The sequence below is a fragment of the Burkholderia diffusa genome, from assembly GCF_001718315.1.
GTDB classification, from domain to species: Bacteria; Pseudomonadota; Gammaproteobacteria; order Burkholderiales; family Burkholderiaceae; genus Burkholderia; species Burkholderia diffusa_B.
The window spans coordinates 1,238,987-1,254,182 of the sequence record NZ_CP013363.1; the positions used below are offsets into that span (position 1 = coordinate 1,238,987).

Annotated in this window: 13 protein-coding genes and 1 pseudogene; 11 read left to right on the top strand and 3 right to left on the bottom strand. The window is 67.8% G+C overall.

The genetic code is table 11. From position 1 onward, the window contains the following. The first annotated feature begins 132 nt into the window (after positions 1 to 132). The 3 genes from WI26_RS20820 (at position 133) to WI26_RS32765 (ending at position 2,621) form a co-directional block, all read left to right on the top strand. Positions 133 to 1,386, top strand: coding sequence for a porin (locus WI26_RS20820; RefSeq protein WP_069227028.1), 1,254 nt, complete (start codon positions 133 to 135; stop codon positions 1,384 to 1,386). 328 nt (positions 1,387 to 1,714) lie between these two features. Continuing rightward, positions 1,715 to 2,206, top strand: coding sequence for a peptidoglycan-associated lipoprotein Pal (gene pal, locus WI26_RS20825; RefSeq protein ID WP_059468012.1), 492 nt, complete (start codon positions 1,715 to 1,717; stop codon positions 2,204 to 2,206). Positions 2,207 to 2,450: 244 nt separating this feature from the next. Then, complete coding sequence (locus tag WI26_RS32765; RefSeq protein WP_167359255.1) at positions 2,451 to 2,621, top strand: hypothetical protein; 171 nt, start codon at positions 2,451 to 2,453, stop codon at positions 2,619 to 2,621. Between the two features lie 92 nt (positions 2,622 to 2,713). Here WI26_RS32765 and WI26_RS20830 read toward each other — a convergent pair whose 3' ends face one another. From WI26_RS20830 to WI26_RS20840, 3 genes are read right to left on the bottom strand one after another with little or no spacing between them, the layout of a single operon-like run. Continuing rightward, positions 2,714 to 3,976: a cytochrome c gene (locus tag WI26_RS20830; RefSeq protein ID WP_069227029.1), complete on the bottom strand. Its 1,263-nt coding sequence runs from the start codon at positions 3,974 to 3,976 to the stop codon at positions 2,714 to 2,716. Next, on the bottom strand, positions 3,973 to 4,668 hold the full coding sequence (locus WI26_RS20835) for a (2Fe-2S)-binding protein (RefSeq protein WP_059596080.1): 696 nt from the start codon (positions 4,666 to 4,668) through the stop codon (positions 3,973 to 3,975). Before WI26_RS20835 ends, WI26_RS20830 begins: the two co-directional genes overlap by 4 nt. Further along, the gene (locus WI26_RS20840) at positions 4,665 to 7,541 is read right to left on the bottom strand and encodes a xanthine dehydrogenase family protein molybdopterin-binding subunit (protein ID WP_069227030.1); all 2,877 of its coding nucleotides are present in this window, start codon (positions 7,539 to 7,541) and stop codon (positions 4,665 to 4,667) included. Before WI26_RS20840 ends, WI26_RS20835 begins: the two co-directional genes overlap by 4 nt. A 486-nt stretch (positions 7,542 to 8,027) precedes the next feature. Between WI26_RS20840 and WI26_RS20845 the strand changes: the two genes are divergently transcribed. The 8 genes and pseudogenes from WI26_RS20845 (at position 8,028) to WI26_RS20880 (ending at position 15,196) form a co-directional block, all read left to right on the top strand. Next, on the top strand, positions 8,028 to 9,578 hold the full coding sequence (locus tag WI26_RS20845; RefSeq protein WP_069227031.1) for a sensor domain-containing diguanylate cyclase: 1,551 nt from the start codon (positions 8,028 to 8,030) through the stop codon (positions 9,576 to 9,578). A 299-nt stretch (positions 9,579 to 9,877) separates the two neighbouring features. Further along, positions 9,878 to 10,153: a hypothetical protein gene (locus WI26_RS20850; RefSeq protein WP_059468017.1), complete on the top strand. Its 276-nt coding sequence runs from the start codon at positions 9,878 to 9,880 to the stop codon at positions 10,151 to 10,153. A gap of 240 nt (positions 10,154 to 10,393) precedes the next feature. Then, entirely contained in the window at positions 10,394 to 11,428 is a 1,035-nt protein-coding gene (locus WI26_RS20855; RefSeq protein ID WP_059540494.1) for a succinylglutamate desuccinylase/aspartoacylase family protein, read from the top strand. 109 nt (positions 11,429 to 11,537) lie between these two features. Then, positions 11,538 to 11,834 (top strand): annotated as a pseudogene (locus tag WI26_RS20860) (type II toxin-antitoxin system MqsR family toxin). A gap of 2 nt (positions 11,835 to 11,836) precedes the next feature. Then, positions 11,837 to 12,238 carry a type II toxin-antitoxin system MqsA family antitoxin gene (locus WI26_RS20865; RefSeq protein ID WP_059468082.1) on the top strand — a complete coding sequence of 134 codons (402 nt, stop codon included), beginning with the start codon at positions 11,837 to 11,839 and terminating at the stop codon, positions 12,236 to 12,238. A gap of 303 nt (positions 12,239 to 12,541) precedes the next feature. Further along, positions 12,542 to 13,102, top strand: a complete 561-nt coding sequence (locus tag WI26_RS20870; protein ID WP_059468019.1) for a GNAT family N-acetyltransferase — start codon at positions 12,542 to 12,544, stop codon at positions 13,100 to 13,102. 64 nt (positions 13,103 to 13,166) lie between these two features. Beyond that, a complete protein-coding gene (locus WI26_RS20875; protein WP_069227032.1) occupies positions 13,167 to 14,108 on the top strand; it encodes an ABC transporter substrate-binding protein in 942 nt (313 codons plus the stop codon). Positions 14,109 to 14,146: 38 nt separating this feature from the next. Further along, positions 14,147 to 15,196, top strand: a complete 1,050-nt coding sequence (locus WI26_RS20880) for an LLM class flavin-dependent oxidoreductase (RefSeq protein ID WP_069227033.1) — start codon at positions 14,147 to 14,149, stop codon at positions 15,194 to 15,196.

Sequence of the window (15,196 nt, forward strand, 5' to 3'; positions counted from 1 at the left end):
GCAGAGGACCTTTTCTGTGCAGCGCCTTAATCGACGGTCGCGCGATCTCCAATAATTGCCGCTCGATCCGTCGGCCCGCGCGCCGACGCGACCCACCGGCGATCGGGCCGGAGACCAACGATAAAAAATCCTATGCATTCCTATAAAACCATCCAGCCCGCCAACGCGCGCGTTGCCACGCCGCATGCCATTCGCCGCCGCCGTATCGGCTCGCGTCCGGCGACCGTGATCGCCGCCTGCGCGGCCGGCCTGATTCCGTGCGTCTCGCACGCGCAGAGCAGTGTGACGCTGTACGGCCTGATCGATACGTCGATCACCTACGCGACCAACCAGCGCACGCAAGGCGCCGGTTCGCCGGGCAGCGGCAGCGTCGCGCTGACGAGCGGCGCGCTCAACGCGTCACGCTGGGGGCTGCGCGGCCGCGAGGATCTCGGCGGCGGGATGGCGGCGGTCTTCACGCTCGAGAACGGCTTCTCGGGCACGAACGGCAAGCTGTCGCAGAAAGGCGTCGACATGTTCGGCCGTCAGGCGTGGCTCGGCGTGAGCTCGCGCACGGCCGGCACGCTCACGTTCGGCCGCCAGTACGACCTGATCCTCGATTTCGTGACGCCGCTCGGCGCGTCGGGCCCCGGCTGGGGCGGCAACCTCGCGGTGCATCCGTACGACAACGACGACTCGAATCGCAACCTGCGCATCAACCACGCGGTGAAGTACACGAGCCCGACGTATCGCGGGCTGACGTTCGGCGCGATGTACGGATTCTCGAACACGGCCGGCGCGTTCTCGAACAACGCCGTGTGGAGTGCGGGGCTCCGCTATGCGAACGGGCCGCTGAAGCTCGGCGCCGGTTACCTGAAGATCAGCCGCGATCGCAATGCGCCGAATCCGGACGGCGCACTGAGCACGCTCGACGGCTCTGCGACGATCACCGGCGGCAACCAGCAGATCTGGGCCATGGCCGGTCGCTATTCGTTCGGCCCGCATTCGGTCGGCGCCGCGTGGTCGCACTCGGCCACCGACGGCGTGAGCGGCGTGCTCCAGGGTAGCGGCATCACTCCGCTGAAGGGCGAATCGCTGGTGTTCGACAACTTCACGGTCGACGGCCGCTACTTCGTCACGCCGGCGTTCAGCGTGGGCGCCGCATACACGTACACGATGGGTCGTTTCGACACGCGCACGGGCCAGACGCGCCCGAAGTGGAACCACGTGGTCGCGCAGGCCGACTACGCGTTCTCGAAACGCACGGACGCCTATCTCGAAGCCGTCTATCAAAGCGTGAGCGGCGGCAACGGCAATCCCGCGTTCAACGCGACCGTCTGGACGATGACGCCGTCAGCCAACAGCAACCAGCTGGTGGTCGCGCTCGGGTTGCGGCACAAGTTCTGACGCGCCCGCGATGCGCGACAGCCCGCGCCGGCATCGCGCATCACGTATCGCCGCGCATGCCGGTTCCCGCGCAAGCAAGAATGCGTCCTGCGTCGTTCCCGTGTGAAAAATGCGGAGAAACTGGTCACGCTGTGACATCTTTCCTAATCTAGTTGCAGCGGCGCCGTGCTTCGGCGTTCCGGTCGAGACAATCTTTCATATGGCACCTCGCCGGCTTACGAAAGCGCATCGCGCACGGAAGCCGGCACTTTCGTGCCGTCTTGCCGGATGTGTGACGCGGCAGTTCGCGCACCACGCTTTCCTCGCAGTCAACCGCAGGAGACGCACGATGAGCAAAACGAACCGATTTGCGGTCATGGCAGCCTTTGCGCTGCTGGCGGGTTGTCACCACGCGGCGAAAACGCCCGAGAATGCCGAGATGGCGCCAGCGCCATCGAGCGAAGCGGTCGCGACGGTGGCGGCCGACGATCTCAACAATCCGAACAGCCCGCTCGCGAAGCGCAGCGTCTACTTCGATTTCGACCAGTACTCCGTGAAGCCGGAATACCAGACGCTGCTGCAGGCGCACGCCGATTACCTGCGCAGCCATCCGTCGCGTCGCGTGCTGATCCAGGGCAACACCGACGAACGCGGGACGTCCGAATACAACCTCGCGCTCGGCCAACGCCGGTCGCAAGCCGTGATGAGCGCGCTGGAAACGCTGGGCGTGCAGGCCTCCCAACTCGAAGCGGTCAGCCTCGGCAAGGAAAAGCCGGTCGCGCTCGGCCACGACGAGGATTCGTGGGCGCAGAACCGCCGCGCCGATCTCGTCTATCGTTGATCGTATACCGCCGCAGCGGCGGCGGCATCCCGGCTACGCGTCATGGGTTATCCGTGATGCAGCGAATCTCCGGCGCGCGCCGCGCCCCGGCGGCATGCGCGCGCGTATCGCGCTCCGTTCCGCCATGTGCCGATACGCAAAAAGCATGGAATAAACCGGCCTCCGGAAACGTTTCGTCATCGCGCGGTCGCCGGTTCGAGCGAACCGCCCTGCCGCGCGGCCTTCTCGGCGAAAGGAGAGTGAAATGAATTCGGCAAGATTGGCCGCGGCGCTGCTCGCGGCGCTGATGGTCGTGCTGTCGGGCGGATGTGCGTCGTCGGGTGGCGGCGTATCGCAAGGCCCCGGCACGAGCCGGTATGGCGGCGCGGGCGGCAGCGGAAGTGGCGGTGGCGGTGGCGGAGGGAGCGGCTACTGAAGCGTCGCCGCAACGGTTCGAACGGGGCGTCACGCACGAGCGCAGCCGGAAACCGGCTGCCTCGCGCGTGACGCCCCGCTTCGTCCGACAACTTACTGACGCATGGCCTTGACGTCGGCCGGCGTGACGCTCGCCGGCTGGCCGCCCCACGTCGCGCGCAGGTAGTTCGCGAGCTGCGCGAGTTCGTCGTCGCTCAGCGTGTGCGCGAAGCCCGGCATCGGTTGCAGGTTCTCGAAGCCGGCGAACTTCTGCTCGTCGACGCCGTCGAGCATCGCGACCAGCAGGTTGCGCGCATCGCCCTGACGCAGCGTCGAATTGCCGTTCATCGGCACCGCCACGTGCGGCTTGCCGTCGCCGTTGAAACCGTGACAGCCCGCACACACCGCGAGATACACCGAGCGGCCGGCCGCGAGCTGCGCGGCATCGGCCGACACCGGCTTCACCGGCTGCGGAGCCGGCGGCGTATCGCCGAGCAGGTATACGGACAGCGCGCGCAGATCGTCCCTCGTCATGTATTGCGTGCTCAGGTGCACGACCGGATACATTTCGCCGAACGCCGAGCCTTGCGGCGCGATGCCGACGCCGAAGAACGTCTGCAGGTCGGTTCCGGTCCAGCCGCGCGCGGCGAGGCCGGCCGGCGTGATGTCCGGCGCGGCCACGCGGCCGAGCGCGGCGCCCGCGAACGGCCGCGCGCCGTCGAGCTGCCCCGTGAACGCACGCGGCGTGTGGCATTCCGCGCAGTGGCCGAGCGCGCCCGCCAGATAGCGGCCGCGCTGCCAGTCGGCGGACTGGCCGGCCGATGCATCGGGCAGGCTGTCCTTCAGGAACACCATGTCCCAGAACACCATGCCGAAGCGCAGGTTGTACGGGAACTTGAGTTCGTGCGTGCGGTTTTCCTGCGCGACCGGCTTCACCGTCTTCAGGTACGCATACATCGCGTCGGCATCGGCGCGCGTGAGCTGCCGGTACGACGTGTACGGCATCGACGGATACAGGCGCTTGCCTGGTGCCTTGCCGTCGTGCAGCGCGGCGTAGAAGTCGTCCGCGCTCCAACTGCCGATCCCGTGATCCTTGTCGGGCGTGATGTTCGAGCCGTAGAACGTGCCGAACGGCGATTCGAGCGGCGCGCCGCCTGCGAACGGCGCGCCGTCCTTCGCGGTGTGGCATGCCGCGCAGTCCGCGGCCTTCACGAGATAGCGGCCGCGCGCGACCTGGTCGGCGCCGGGCGCGCCGGAAGCCGCGCTCGATACCGGCGCGTCATGGCCGCCGCAGGCGGCGAGCAGCAGCGCGCAGGCGGCCGCGAGCGCGGGCACGCGCGCAACCCGCGCGGCACGATGGGCGAATGTGCGTGTCATACGGTGTCCTTCACGAGTCCCGGCGTCGTCAGGATTACGTCCTTCACGGCCTCGTAGTAGCGGACATAACCGGTGCAGCGGCAGATGTGCGCGTTCAGCGCGTCGGTGATCGTGCGCTCGACGTCGGCCTTCGCGACGGGCTCGCGCTTCAGGCGCTCGATCAGCACCGTCGCCGCATTGACGAAACCCGGCGTGCAGTAGCCGCACTGGAAGCTGAAATGCTCGAGGAACTTCTGCTGGATCGGCGACAGCTCGACCACTTCGCCGGCTTCGTTGCGCTTCGCGTGGCCTTCGATCGTGCGGATCGAACGGCCGTGGAAGAAGTGCGCACCGGTGATGCAGGTGCGCATTTCCTCGCTCGTGCCGTCCGGCTTGTCGACGATCACGACGCACGCGTGGCAGATGCCCTGCCCGCAGCCGAGCCGCGAACCGGTGAGGCCTGCGTACTCGTGCAGGAACTCGATCATCATCAGCCCTTCGGGCACCTGCATCGGGCCGACCGACTTGCCGTTGATGTTCACCGACAGCGGTTTCTGCTGAAAGCGGACGAGCGGACGCTCGATGGCGGCCGGCGCGGCGGCGGATGCCGCGGATGCAGATGCCGGGGCGGCCGAAGCCGCGTTCGGCGCGGATGCGCCGGTCGCAGCCGCGCTGGCGCTCGCGGCCGACGCGGCGGTTTGGGCGGTCGTCATGCGAGCACCTCCTGGATCTTTTGCGGGGTCACCGGCAAGTCGGTGAAACGATGGCCGATCGCGTGCGCGATGCCGTTCACGATCGCGCCGACGACGGGGATCATCACCACCTCGGCGACGCCCTTCGGCGGATCGGTCTCGGACAGCGGCGGCAGGATGTCGCCCGTCTGCGACCACACGGCGACGTCGGTCGCGCGCGGCAGCTGGTAGCGATTGAAGTTCCACGTGCCGTTGCCGGGGCCGTCTTCGTAAAGCGGCAGATACTCGTGCAGCGCATGGCCGATGCCCATCGCGAGGCCGCCTTGCACCTGCCCCGACACGAGCTGCGGCGAGATCTGGTTGCCGCACTCCATGATCGAGTGATGCGTGATCAGCTCGACCTTGCCGGTCGCTTCGTGCACGGCCAGCTCGACGAGCGTGCCGACCGCCGTGTAGTACGTGACGGCCGCGTTGTTGCGGCTCGTCGGCGGGATGAACACGCGCTTGCGGTCCAGCACGCGATAGCCGTTCGCGGTCGGCGCCAGCGTGCCGTGCATCGCGGTCGCGCCGGCCGGCGCGGCGGTGCCCGGCATCGGGCCGGCTTCGCCGGTCTTCGGCGTGCCGACCCGCAGCGACAACCCGTCGATCGGCAGACGCTCGACCGCGCCGCCCACCTCGAACTCGGCGTCGGTCCATTGCCAGCGGTTGAACACGTGCACGACGGCGCCGGTCGGCAAGCCGAGCGCGTGCGCCTGCTTCGCGATCTGCTCGAAGGTCAGCGGCTCGAGGCCGTCGGCGGTCAGCTTGCCATCGACCCAGCGCGCGTCCTCGATGCGGATCGTGTACGGCGCGGCCTGACCGCCGCCGAGGCCGCGCGTCCAGATCGACATCGCGGCCGGCCACAGTCCGTAGCGGAACACCGCGCGCGCGGCTTCGCGCGTGCTGTGCGTGAAGTAGTACGCGGAATTCGTCGCGCTCGACGGCGACGCATAGCCCGGCGACCAGCGCGGATTCGCGCTCAGCCGGTCCTGGTCCGCTTGCGACATCAGGTAGGGATCGCCGCTCGTCTCGACTGGCAGGTCGGGCCATTCGGTCACGGCGACGCGCACCTCGGTCGCCGGGCGGCCGAGCCACTTCGCGACCGCGACGGCCTGCGACGTCGACATCCCGGTGCCGATCTCGGCAGCCGTGTGATGCAGCGACACCTTGCCGTTCTCGTCGAATTCGACCTTCGCGAACGATGCCTCGGCACCCGTGCCGAAATCCTTCTGCACGCACGCGAAACCCACGCCGTAGCGCTTGCCCGGGTTCGCCGCCTCGAATTCGGCCTTGCGCGCCGCACGGTGCGTCCACAGCGGATGCTGCCTCGCGCGTTCCAGCACTTCGTCGACGCGCAGCGCGCCGGCGGGAATCGCGCCCTGCGTGTTCTTCATCCCCGAACGCAGCGCGTTGCGCAGGCGGAACTCGATCGGATCGAGGTTCAGTTGCGCGGCGATCTCGTCGACCGCCATCTCGGTCGCGGCCATGCTCTGCAGCGTGCCGTAGCCGCGCGCGGAGCCGGCGTCGATCGCGCGCGACGCGATCGCGACCGCCGCGAGGTCGCTTTTCGGGAAGTAGTAGATCGATTGCGCGGCCGTCGCGCCGACCATCGCCACCGACGGCGAAAAGTTCGAGCGTCCGCCGCCGTTCGCCTCGAAGTCGCCCTTGAACGACTGCATGAGGCCCGTGTTGCGATCGACCGCGATCCGGTAATGCATCTTGAACGCGTGACGCTTCAGCGACGTCTGGAACTGCTCGTAGCGGTCGTTCGCGAACCGCACCGGACGGCCGTCCGCGTATAGCGCGCAGACGAGGCCGTAGAACGGCACGTTGCAGTGATCCTTCGAGCCGTAACCCACCGTGTAGCACGGATGCACGAACAGCTTCTTCACCGGAAAGCGGCATTTCGCGACCATCGCGGCCGCATTCTCCGCCACCTCGAGCGGCGACTGGGTCGGCACCACGAGGTGCATCGACTGCGTCGCGGCGTCGTACCAGCAGTTCGCGTTGTCGGGTTCGAGCGCGGCGGTATCGACCGACTGCGTGCTGTACTCGCGGTCGAACACGAGCCAGTCGGCCGACGGCCGATCGAGTTCGGCGGCGATCTGGCCGGCCAGGAACATCCCCTGCTCGTCGAGCTTGCCGTGCTCCTTGCCGTCGGGCCAGACCGGCAGGTGCTTGCGCATCATGCTCGGGAAGATCGGCGCGTCCTTCAGGCTCGAATAGACATCGTCGTCGTAGGCCGTCTTGCCGCCCACCCGCACGTAGCGGAACGTGCCCCACGGATCGCGCTCGAGCGGGCCCGTGACCGCGCCGTAGCGGATCACGTCGTCGCGGAACTTGAGCGCATTCTTCGCGAAGCGGAAGCGTGCGAAGTCGTGATAGATGAGAATCGCGACCGCATGGCCGAGATACGCGGGGGTCTTGCCCGCGGGCAACAGCATGTCGTCGCCGTAGAACGCCGGGAACGCGACGCCGTCACGTGCGAGATCGTCGGCCGTGACCACACGGTCCGGCTTCAGTTCGTCGCCGAGCAACGACAGGTCGAAGCCTTCGTAGATGCGGTCGGCCTGCGTGACGCGCAGGATCAGCGCATGCGACTGCTGCTGCGGCCAGTGCGGCATGTCGGCCGCGCGCACGTCACGGGCGAACACTTTCGAGCCTGTGACCTTCGCGATGCCGTCGATGCGGAATTGGGGGATGCCGGTGACGCTATCCCATTTGACGGGGGTGAGGAGTTTTTCTTCGAAGAGCGCCGCGAACGCGCGACTGCCGATGGGCGCGACATAGACCGCGACGCCCGCCAGCACGCTGGCTTTCAGAAAACCCCGCCGTGACAGGCCGTGGTTTTTCATGTGGGGGGAACCTCCTGATGCGGCTCGGACGGCGATCGGGTGTCGCGACGTTCGGAGCGGCGGGCATTCTGGCATTGTTTTCGATATATCGCCTATAGTATTTCCCGCATGAAATACTTATTGAATTTCTTATAACGCGATTCAGGCGGCCTGCGGCGCGCGGTCGCAGGTGATGCACGTGCGCGATCGGCGGATGTCGCGGCGGGTGGATCGCGCGCCATGGGCGGGACATTTGCGGCGCGCGTCGAAACCGGTTTGCGGGCGGCTGGCCGACATCGCCCCGTGGGCAACGATGTTTGCAACCGCGTCGTCGAATGCGCAACGCGCGCGCCGGCGCGGTTTCCAACGACTCGCCGACGTCCCCGCACGACCCTCGCGGCCGGCGTTTCATGGTAATGTCGTGCGCATCCGGCTCGCCGGTCACCCCGCCACGTGCCGCGCGGGGCGGTCGGCAAAGCGTCGCATCGTGTCGAGGTCAGAATAGCCATGGCAGTCAAGGCAAGCCTCCTGAACGCCGTTCTCTCCACTCCTCCCTGCGGCAATCACCGCGTGACGGCCGCGCTGCGCCCGTCGATGCTCGTCACGCTGTTCGAAGACGTGCGCCCGATGGCGTTGTCCGGCCTCGCCAGCGCATTCGTCGCGGCGATGGCGCTGATCCGGCTGCAGCAACTCTGGTGTTTCGTGTGGCTCGTCGTCGACGTCGGCCTGCTCGCCGCGCGACTCGCGATTGCACGCACGTATGCAGTACACCGTGCCGCAGGCGACGATCGCGCCGAATACTGGGCGCTGCGCTATGCCCCCGTGTCGCTCGCCGCATGCTTCGTGCTCGGCCTCGGTGTGATGGGCTGCGTGGAGGCGCCCGACGCCGAGCTCGGCACGTTGTCGGTGATGGTCGCGGGCGGCGTGTTCGGCGGAATTGCGTCGCGCAATTCGGCGCTGCCGCGGCTCGCGATGACGCAGATCACGCTCGGCGTCCTGCCGATCGGCCTCGGCGCGCTGCTGGTCGACCGACCCGGCGCATGGCTGCTGCTGCCGCCGCTCGCGATCTATCTCGCGGCCATGCGCACGGTCGTCCAGCGTCATTACCGCGTGCTGGTCGCGCTGATCGCCGCGCGTCAGCGCAACGCCGAACTCGTCGCGCGCTTCGACGCCGCGCTCACCTACATGCCGCATGGCCTGTGCATGATCGATGGCGAGAGCCGCGTGATCGTCGCGAACCGGCGCACCGCGCAATTGTTCGGCTCGCCGCGCGAGATCATGCTCGACACGCCGCTGCCCGACGTCGTCGCCGCGCTCGGCGCGAACGCGGTAACCGATGCCGACGGCGCAAGTCTCGCCGCGCAATGCGACGTCTGGCTGAACCATGACGAACCGGTGCCGCTCGACATCACGCTCGCCGACGGCCGACAGCTGGAACTGACGCGCCATCGCGTGCCGGACGGCAACGCGGTGATCATCGTCGAGGACGTCACCACGCGCCGCCGCGCCGAACAGCATATCCGGCACCTCGCGCGACACGACGCGCTCACGGGATTGCCGAACCGCCACGAACTGCACGCGCAACTCAAGCGGATGCTCGCGCACCGGCCTCGCGTGCCGAGCGCCACGCTCGCCGTCATGTATCTCGACCTCGACGGCTTCAAGGCAATCAACGACCGGTTCGGCCATCAGGCCGGCGATGAAGTGCTCACGCAGGTCGCCGAGCGGCTTGGCAAGACGCTGCCGTCCGGCGAGCTGGCGGCTCGGATCGGCGGCGACGAATTCGTCGTCGCGCTCGACGGGACCACGATGCACGCCTGCTCGATCCTCGCCGCGCGCATCATCCGGCAGATCTCGGCGCCATACACGCTGTCGATCGGCGAGACCGTCAGCTTCGGAATCAGCATCGGCATCGCGCTCGACGACGGGCATGGCTCCCCCGACGAACTGATCCGCCAGGCCGATAGCGCGCTGTACGACGCGAAGTCGGCCGGCAAGGGGATCTACCGCTTCTACTCGGCCGGAAGCAGCCGCGTGGCGCCCGCGACCGCGAGCTGAGCAAACACGTTCGTTGACGCCGGCGGCCTCCGCGCTTTTCCGCTTTTCCGCTTTTCCGTATCCCCGCGTGTTCGTTCGCTTCCCGCGATTCATTCCCGAAACGCTTCGCGTGGCTGCGCGCATGCGCGCACGTGTTCCGCCGCGCGCGCGCGTGTCACGTGACGTGTTCCGTAACATCGGCCCGCGCCGCGCGTCACGTTCGCCGCAGAAGCCTGCACGATCGGTGCGGCACGCGGCATTTCGCGGCTGGCACCCTTATTGCTCCTTGACTGGGAAACAGGATGTCAGGGAGCCCACACATGAATACCGTCGAAGTCCTCAGCCGTGCGGAAGCGAGCGATCAACTGGATGTGATCGACGGCGCGTCGTTGATCCGGCGGCTCGTTTCCGGGCACCGCGCGCCTGCCGCGCGTGAAGCCGCGTGCGTCGACAATCCGCCGCTGACGTTGTACGGCGCGTATCGCCAGGGCGTCGCCGATCACGCGGCGCGACGCGCAAATCCGTATCGCGCCGGCAGCCGTTTCTGGGCGCTGTGGGAAGAAGGCCGTATCGAAGCTGAAACCTCCGGTCGCTGAAGCGATCACCCGCGCCGGCCCCGTGCGACAAGGGGCCGCCGCGCAACACGGCATGCGCGGGCCACCGCGCGCCCGCATGCGTTTCAGTGCTGCAACATCGCGCGCGGCTGCTCGGGTTGCGCATGTTGGCGGTTCGCGCGCGGGCTGGTCGACGGCGTCCGGCACCGCACGCAGCGCGCACGCCGCGCGGCGGTCGTTTCCCGATAAGATGGCAGATTCCGTTCATCGAACGATGCCGCCATGACCGCCTCCTCTTCCCACCGAAATCCCATCCACTGCGAAATCGATCTCGATGCGCAAGGCAAGCATGCGGGCTATCTGCGCTTGCCGCATTCCGTGCATCGCTCCGCATACGGCTGGCTGCCGATCCCGATCGCGTCGATCCGCAACGGCGACGGCCCGGTCGCGCTCGTGATGGCCGGCAACCACGGCGACGAATACGAAGGCCAGATCATCGTGTCGCAGCTGATGCGCGAGATCGATCCCGAGATGGTCAGCGGGCAGTTGATCCTGCTGCCGATGGCGAATTTTCCCGCGGCCGACGCAGGCTTGCGCGTGTCGCCGCTCGACCAGGGCAACCTGAACCGCAGCTTCCCCGGCGACCCGGCCGGCACGCCGACGCAGATGATCGCGCATTTCATCGAGCATGTGCTGCTGTCGCGCGCGCAGTATCTGGTCGACCTGCATTCGGGCGGCAGCTCGCTGCTGTACCAGGGCGGCAACATGCTCGCGATCGACCCGCTCGACGACGACGAGGCCGCGAAGCTCCACGGGCTGCTGGTCGCGTTCGGGCTGCCGAACGCGCTGCTGCACGCGCCGAACCCGGTGCACTCGGCATCGGCCGCGCGCCGGCAGGGGGCGATCTCGATCGTGACCGAACTCGGCGGTGCGGGCATGGCCAATCCGTCGCTGATCCGGCTCGGCCGCCACGGGCTGCTGCACTACCTCGGCCATATCGGCCTGCTGCGCGGCGCGCTCGTGCCCGACGCGCCGCCGACCGTCACGCGTTTCCTGCGCGTCGACGGCGATCGCCACTTCGTCTATGCGTACGACCGCGGGCTGTACGAACCGCTCGTCGAACTCGGCGACCAGGTGAAGGCCGGCCAGCCGGCCGCGTGGGTGCACTTCCCCGATACGCCGCTGCGCGAACCCGTGCTGCACCGCTTCAAGGGCGACGGCGAAGTGGTGTGCAAGCGCGTGCCCGCGCAGGTGCGGCGCGGCGATTGCCTGTTTCAGCTGGCGGAGGCGTCGACGCCGCCGCGCGTTCGCCGATAGGCCAGGTTACTCCCCGTATCTTTTCCATGCAGTCTGCCGAGGGATGGCGGACTGCATGCACGCGCCATTAACCAACTTGACAAATTAACTCTTTTGGTTGCGATCGCCGATGGAAAAGAATGCGCCTCATTGCAAGCTGTCGCGGGTCAAGGCGCTCATCGAGACCGGCAACGTCCGGTTGACGACGAGTGCGGTGTTCTGAGCCTGGCAACTGGGTTTCACGGAAGCGGAGGCGATCGGTGTCGTGATGTCCCTGGATACCGTCGATTTCCACAAGAGCATGACGACCTACGCCGATCACACGATCTGGCAGGACGTCTATCGTCGCCACACCGTGAACGGCGACGTCTATCTGAAACTGACCGTGATCGACGATGTGCTGATCGTGTCGTTCAAGGAGCGATGAACATGAAGTGTCCTGCGTGCGGTGGCGCGAAGCTGGTCCGCGATACACGAGACATCCCTTACACGTACAAGGGCCGCTCGACCGTCGTTCGCGACATAACGGGCGACTTCTGTCCGGCCTGCGGCGAGTCGGTGCTGGATATCGACGAGGCAACCCGGCTGGGTGAAGCGATCGGCGAGTTCAACAAGCAGGTGAATTCGACCCTTGTCGATCCGAAGTTCATCGCGAAGGTGCGCAAGAAGCTGATGCTGGATCAACGCGAGGCGGCCGAGCTCTTCGGCGGTGGCGTCAACGCCTTCTCGCGCTACGAAACCGGCAAGACGAACCCGCCGCTTGCCCTCGTGAAGTTGCTCAAGATTCTGGATCGTCATCCGGATCTGCTCGCCGAAGTGCGCGCAGCGTAGACGTACACCCTCCGGCATTGCGCATGCATGGAACATTCGACGCGTGCGCTCCGCGCGCTCACCCCACTCCCGCTGCAAGCCTTCTGACGCTCCGCGCGAAATCCTTATCGAAATTGCTTCGTTCGTCTTTGCCGGCCGCGCCGCTAACGTGTTCGAAACGGCGGCGGCACGCCGGATGCAATGCAGCAAGCACCGCGGCCGCCGTCATCACGACAACCGCGTCGCGATAACGGAACAGACCGGACGGGCCGTGTGGCCCGCCCCCGCCATGAACGTCCGCATCGCGCGCCCTTCGCGATGCCCATGGCCACGACCGACCGCCTCATCGACACAACGCCGCTCGACGTCCGCGCCCAGCCGCTGATCGACGCGCTGATCGACGAATATGCGACGCGCTACGACGCGTATCGCCCCGACAGCCGCGCGTCCGCACGCGATGAACTCGCGCGCTACCCGGCCGAGCTGTTCGCGCCGCCCGACGGCGCGTTCGTGCTGTTGCTGCGCGACGGCGAAACGATCGGCGGCGGCGCGTTCAAGCGCTACGACGCGCAGACCGCCGAACTCAAACGCATCTGGACCCGCGCGGACCTGCGCCGCCAGGGGCTCGCGCGCCTGATCGTCGACGCACTCGAACTGCGCGCCGCGCAGCAGGGCTATCGACGCGTGTACCTGACCACCGGCTTTCGCCAGCCCGAGGCGTGGGCGCTGTACGACCGCACCGGCTATACGCGGCTGTTCGATGCGTCGATCGACCCGGAAGCGTATTTCCACCTGCGCTTCGGCAAGGATCTCGCCGATCCGTCGCGCACGTCGACGCTCGCCGACCTGTGGGCGCCGCTGCCCGAAGCGGTGTTGCCGCGCTGAACGCCCCGCGCCGTCCGATTCCGCTCCTCCGTTTCCCGACACACGACAACAACAGGACACATCGATGCAACGAGCCGCTCCCTTCACGCCGCGCGCAATCCGCACGCTGGCCGCCGCGCTGATCGGCGTGACCGCGATCGCCGCGACCGCCGCGACCTTCGACCTCAGCCCCGAGCAGCGCGGCCGGCCGCGCGGCGCGGCCGATGCGGCCGTCGAGCGGGCGGTGCCCGCGTCGTTCAGGTTCGCCGAAGCCGGCACGCTGACGATCGGCGTCGCGCCGAGCCTGCCGCCGATCAGCTCGTATGCAACCGACGCGCGCACGGTGATCGGCTTCGACGCGGACGTTGGCCAGCTCGTGTCCGACAGCCTCGGCCGCAAGCTGAAGATCGTCCCGCTTGCTTGGGCCGACTGGCCGCTCGCGCTCGAATCGGGGAAAGTCGACGCGGTGATCTCGAACGTCACCGTCACCGAGGAGCGCAAGCAGAAGTTCGATTTCTCGACCTATCGCAAGGATCAGGTCGGCTTCTACGTGCGCAACGACAGCAAGATCCAGTCGATCCGCGAGCCGAAGGATGTCGCAGGGCTGCGCATCGTCACCGATGCCGGCACCAACCAGGAAAAGATCCTGCTCGCATGGGACCGCGAGAACGTCGCGCATGGCCTGAAGCCCGTGCAAGTCCAGTACTACGACGACCAGGCGATGCGGATCGTCGCCGTGCAGTCGGGCCGCGCCGATGCCGTGTTCAGCGTGAACTCGGTGCTCGCCTACCAGAGCGCGCAGCAGGGCAAGACGCGCCTCGTCGGCGCGATCAGCGGCGGGTGGCCGCGCACCGCCGACATCGCGATCGCGACGCGTCGCGGCAGCGGGCTCGCCGAGCCGCTGACGATCGCGCTGAACGGCCTGATCAGGAACGGCCGCTATCAGCAGATCCTCGATCGCTGGAACCTCGCCTCCGAAGCGATCGATCAGTCGCGCACGAATCCGCCGGGCTTGCCGAAGAGCTGAGCGCCGCCCGTCCACGCCCCCGCAGGAACGCCGACACCATGTCTTATTCGCTTTCATTGCTGGACAAGAGTCCGATCGCCGACGGCGCGACCGCAGCCGATGCGTTGCGCTTCACGACAACCCTCGCGCGGCGCGCCGAACAGCTCGGCTACGCGCGCTTCTGGGTTGCCGAGCATCACGGCGCGCCGGGCTTCGCGAGTTCCGCGCCCGAGATCGTCGTCGCGCACCTGCTCGCGCATACGTCGCGCATTCGCGTCGGTTCGGGCGGCGTGATGCTGCAGCACTACAGCCCGTTCAAGGTCGCCGAGTCGTTCAAGCTGCTCGCCGCGCTCGGTCCCGGCCGCGTCGATCTCGGCATCGGCAAGGCGCCTGGCGGCTTGCCTATGACCACGCGCGCGCTGCAGTGGTTTCACGACAAGGGGAGGAAGCCCGACTTCGCGGGCCAGCTCGCGGAGCTCGACGCGTTCCTCGGCTGGGGCGTCGCCGAGGATCATCCGCTCGCCGGCGCGGTCGCGATGCCGGTGCCACCGCACGCACCCGAGCGCATCCTGCTCGGCGGCTCGCCCGACAGCGGCGCGCTCGCCGCCCGCCACGGCTGGCGCTTCTGCTACGCGGGGCACTTCAACGGCGACGACGCGAACCTCGAACGCTCGCTGGCCGCGTACCGCGACGCGGGCGGCACGCGCCCGCTCGTCGCGCTGTACGCGGTCGCCGCGCCGACCCGCGACGCGGCCGAGCAACTGATCGGGCCGCTGAAGATCTTCAAGCTGCAATTCGCCGGCGGCCAGAGCTTCAACCTGGCGAGCGCGCAGGCCGCCGCCGAATTCGCGCGGCAAAGCGGCGCGTCCGACTACCGGATCGACGAGTTGCGCCCGACCGTGCTCGCCGATACGCCCGAGCGCGTGCACCGCGCGCTCGACGCGCTGAGCCGGCGGCTCGATGTCGATGCGTTCGTGATCGACTCGCCGGTGACCGATTACGGGGCCCGGCTCGCGTCGGCCGAATGGCTCGGCGGCGCGCAGTCGATCACGCCCTTGCAGACGGCCCTTGCCGCCGAACGATTCCCTTCCCTCGACCAGAACGCGTGA

Excerpts from the sequence above, each read along its gene's own strand:
- WI26_RS20875 (WP_069227032.1), top strand. The coding sequence starts at position 13,167 with ATGCAACGAGCCGCTCCCTTCACGCCGCGCGCAATCCGCACGCTGGCC.
- WI26_RS20850 (WP_059468017.1), top strand. The coding sequence starts at position 9,878 with ATGAATACCGTCGAAGTCCTCAGCCGTGCGGAAGCGAGCGATCAACTG.
- pal (WP_059468012.1), top strand. The coding sequence starts at position 1,715 with ATGAGCAAAACGAACCGATTTGCGGTCATGGCAGCCTTTGCGCTGCTG.
- WI26_RS20845 (WP_069227031.1), top strand. The coding sequence starts at position 8,028 with ATGGCAGTCAAGGCAAGCCTCCTGAACGCCGTTCTCTCCACTCCTCCC.
- WI26_RS20830 (WP_069227029.1), bottom strand. The coding sequence starts at position 3,976 with ATGACACGCACATTCGCCCATCGTGCCGCGCGGGTTGCGCGCGTGCCC.
- WI26_RS20880 (WP_069227033.1), top strand. The coding sequence starts at position 14,147 with ATGTCTTATTCGCTTTCATTGCTGGACAAGAGTCCGATCGCCGACGGC.
- WI26_RS20840 (WP_069227030.1), bottom strand. The coding sequence starts at position 7,541 with ATGAAAAACCACGGCCTGTCACGGCGGGGTTTTCTGAAAGCCAGCGTG.
- WI26_RS20870 (WP_059468019.1), top strand. The coding sequence starts at position 12,542 with ATGGCCACGACCGACCGCCTCATCGACACAACGCCGCTCGACGTCCGC.
- WI26_RS20820 (WP_069227028.1), top strand. The coding sequence starts at position 133 with ATGCATTCCTATAAAACCATCCAGCCCGCCAACGCGCGCGTTGCCACG.
- WI26_RS20835 (WP_059596080.1), bottom strand. The coding sequence starts at position 4,668 with ATGACGACCGCCCAAACCGCCGCGTCGGCCGCGAGCGCCAGCGCGGCT.
- WI26_RS20855 (WP_059540494.1), top strand. The coding sequence starts at position 10,394 with ATGACCGCCTCCTCTTCCCACCGAAATCCCATCCACTGCGAAATCGAT.
- WI26_RS32765 (WP_167359255.1), top strand. The coding sequence starts at position 2,451 with ATGAATTCGGCAAGATTGGCCGCGGCGCTGCTCGCGGCGCTGATGGTC.
- WI26_RS20865 (WP_059468082.1), top strand. The coding sequence starts at position 11,837 with ATGAAGTGTCCTGCGTGCGGTGGCGCGAAGCTGGTCCGCGATACACGA.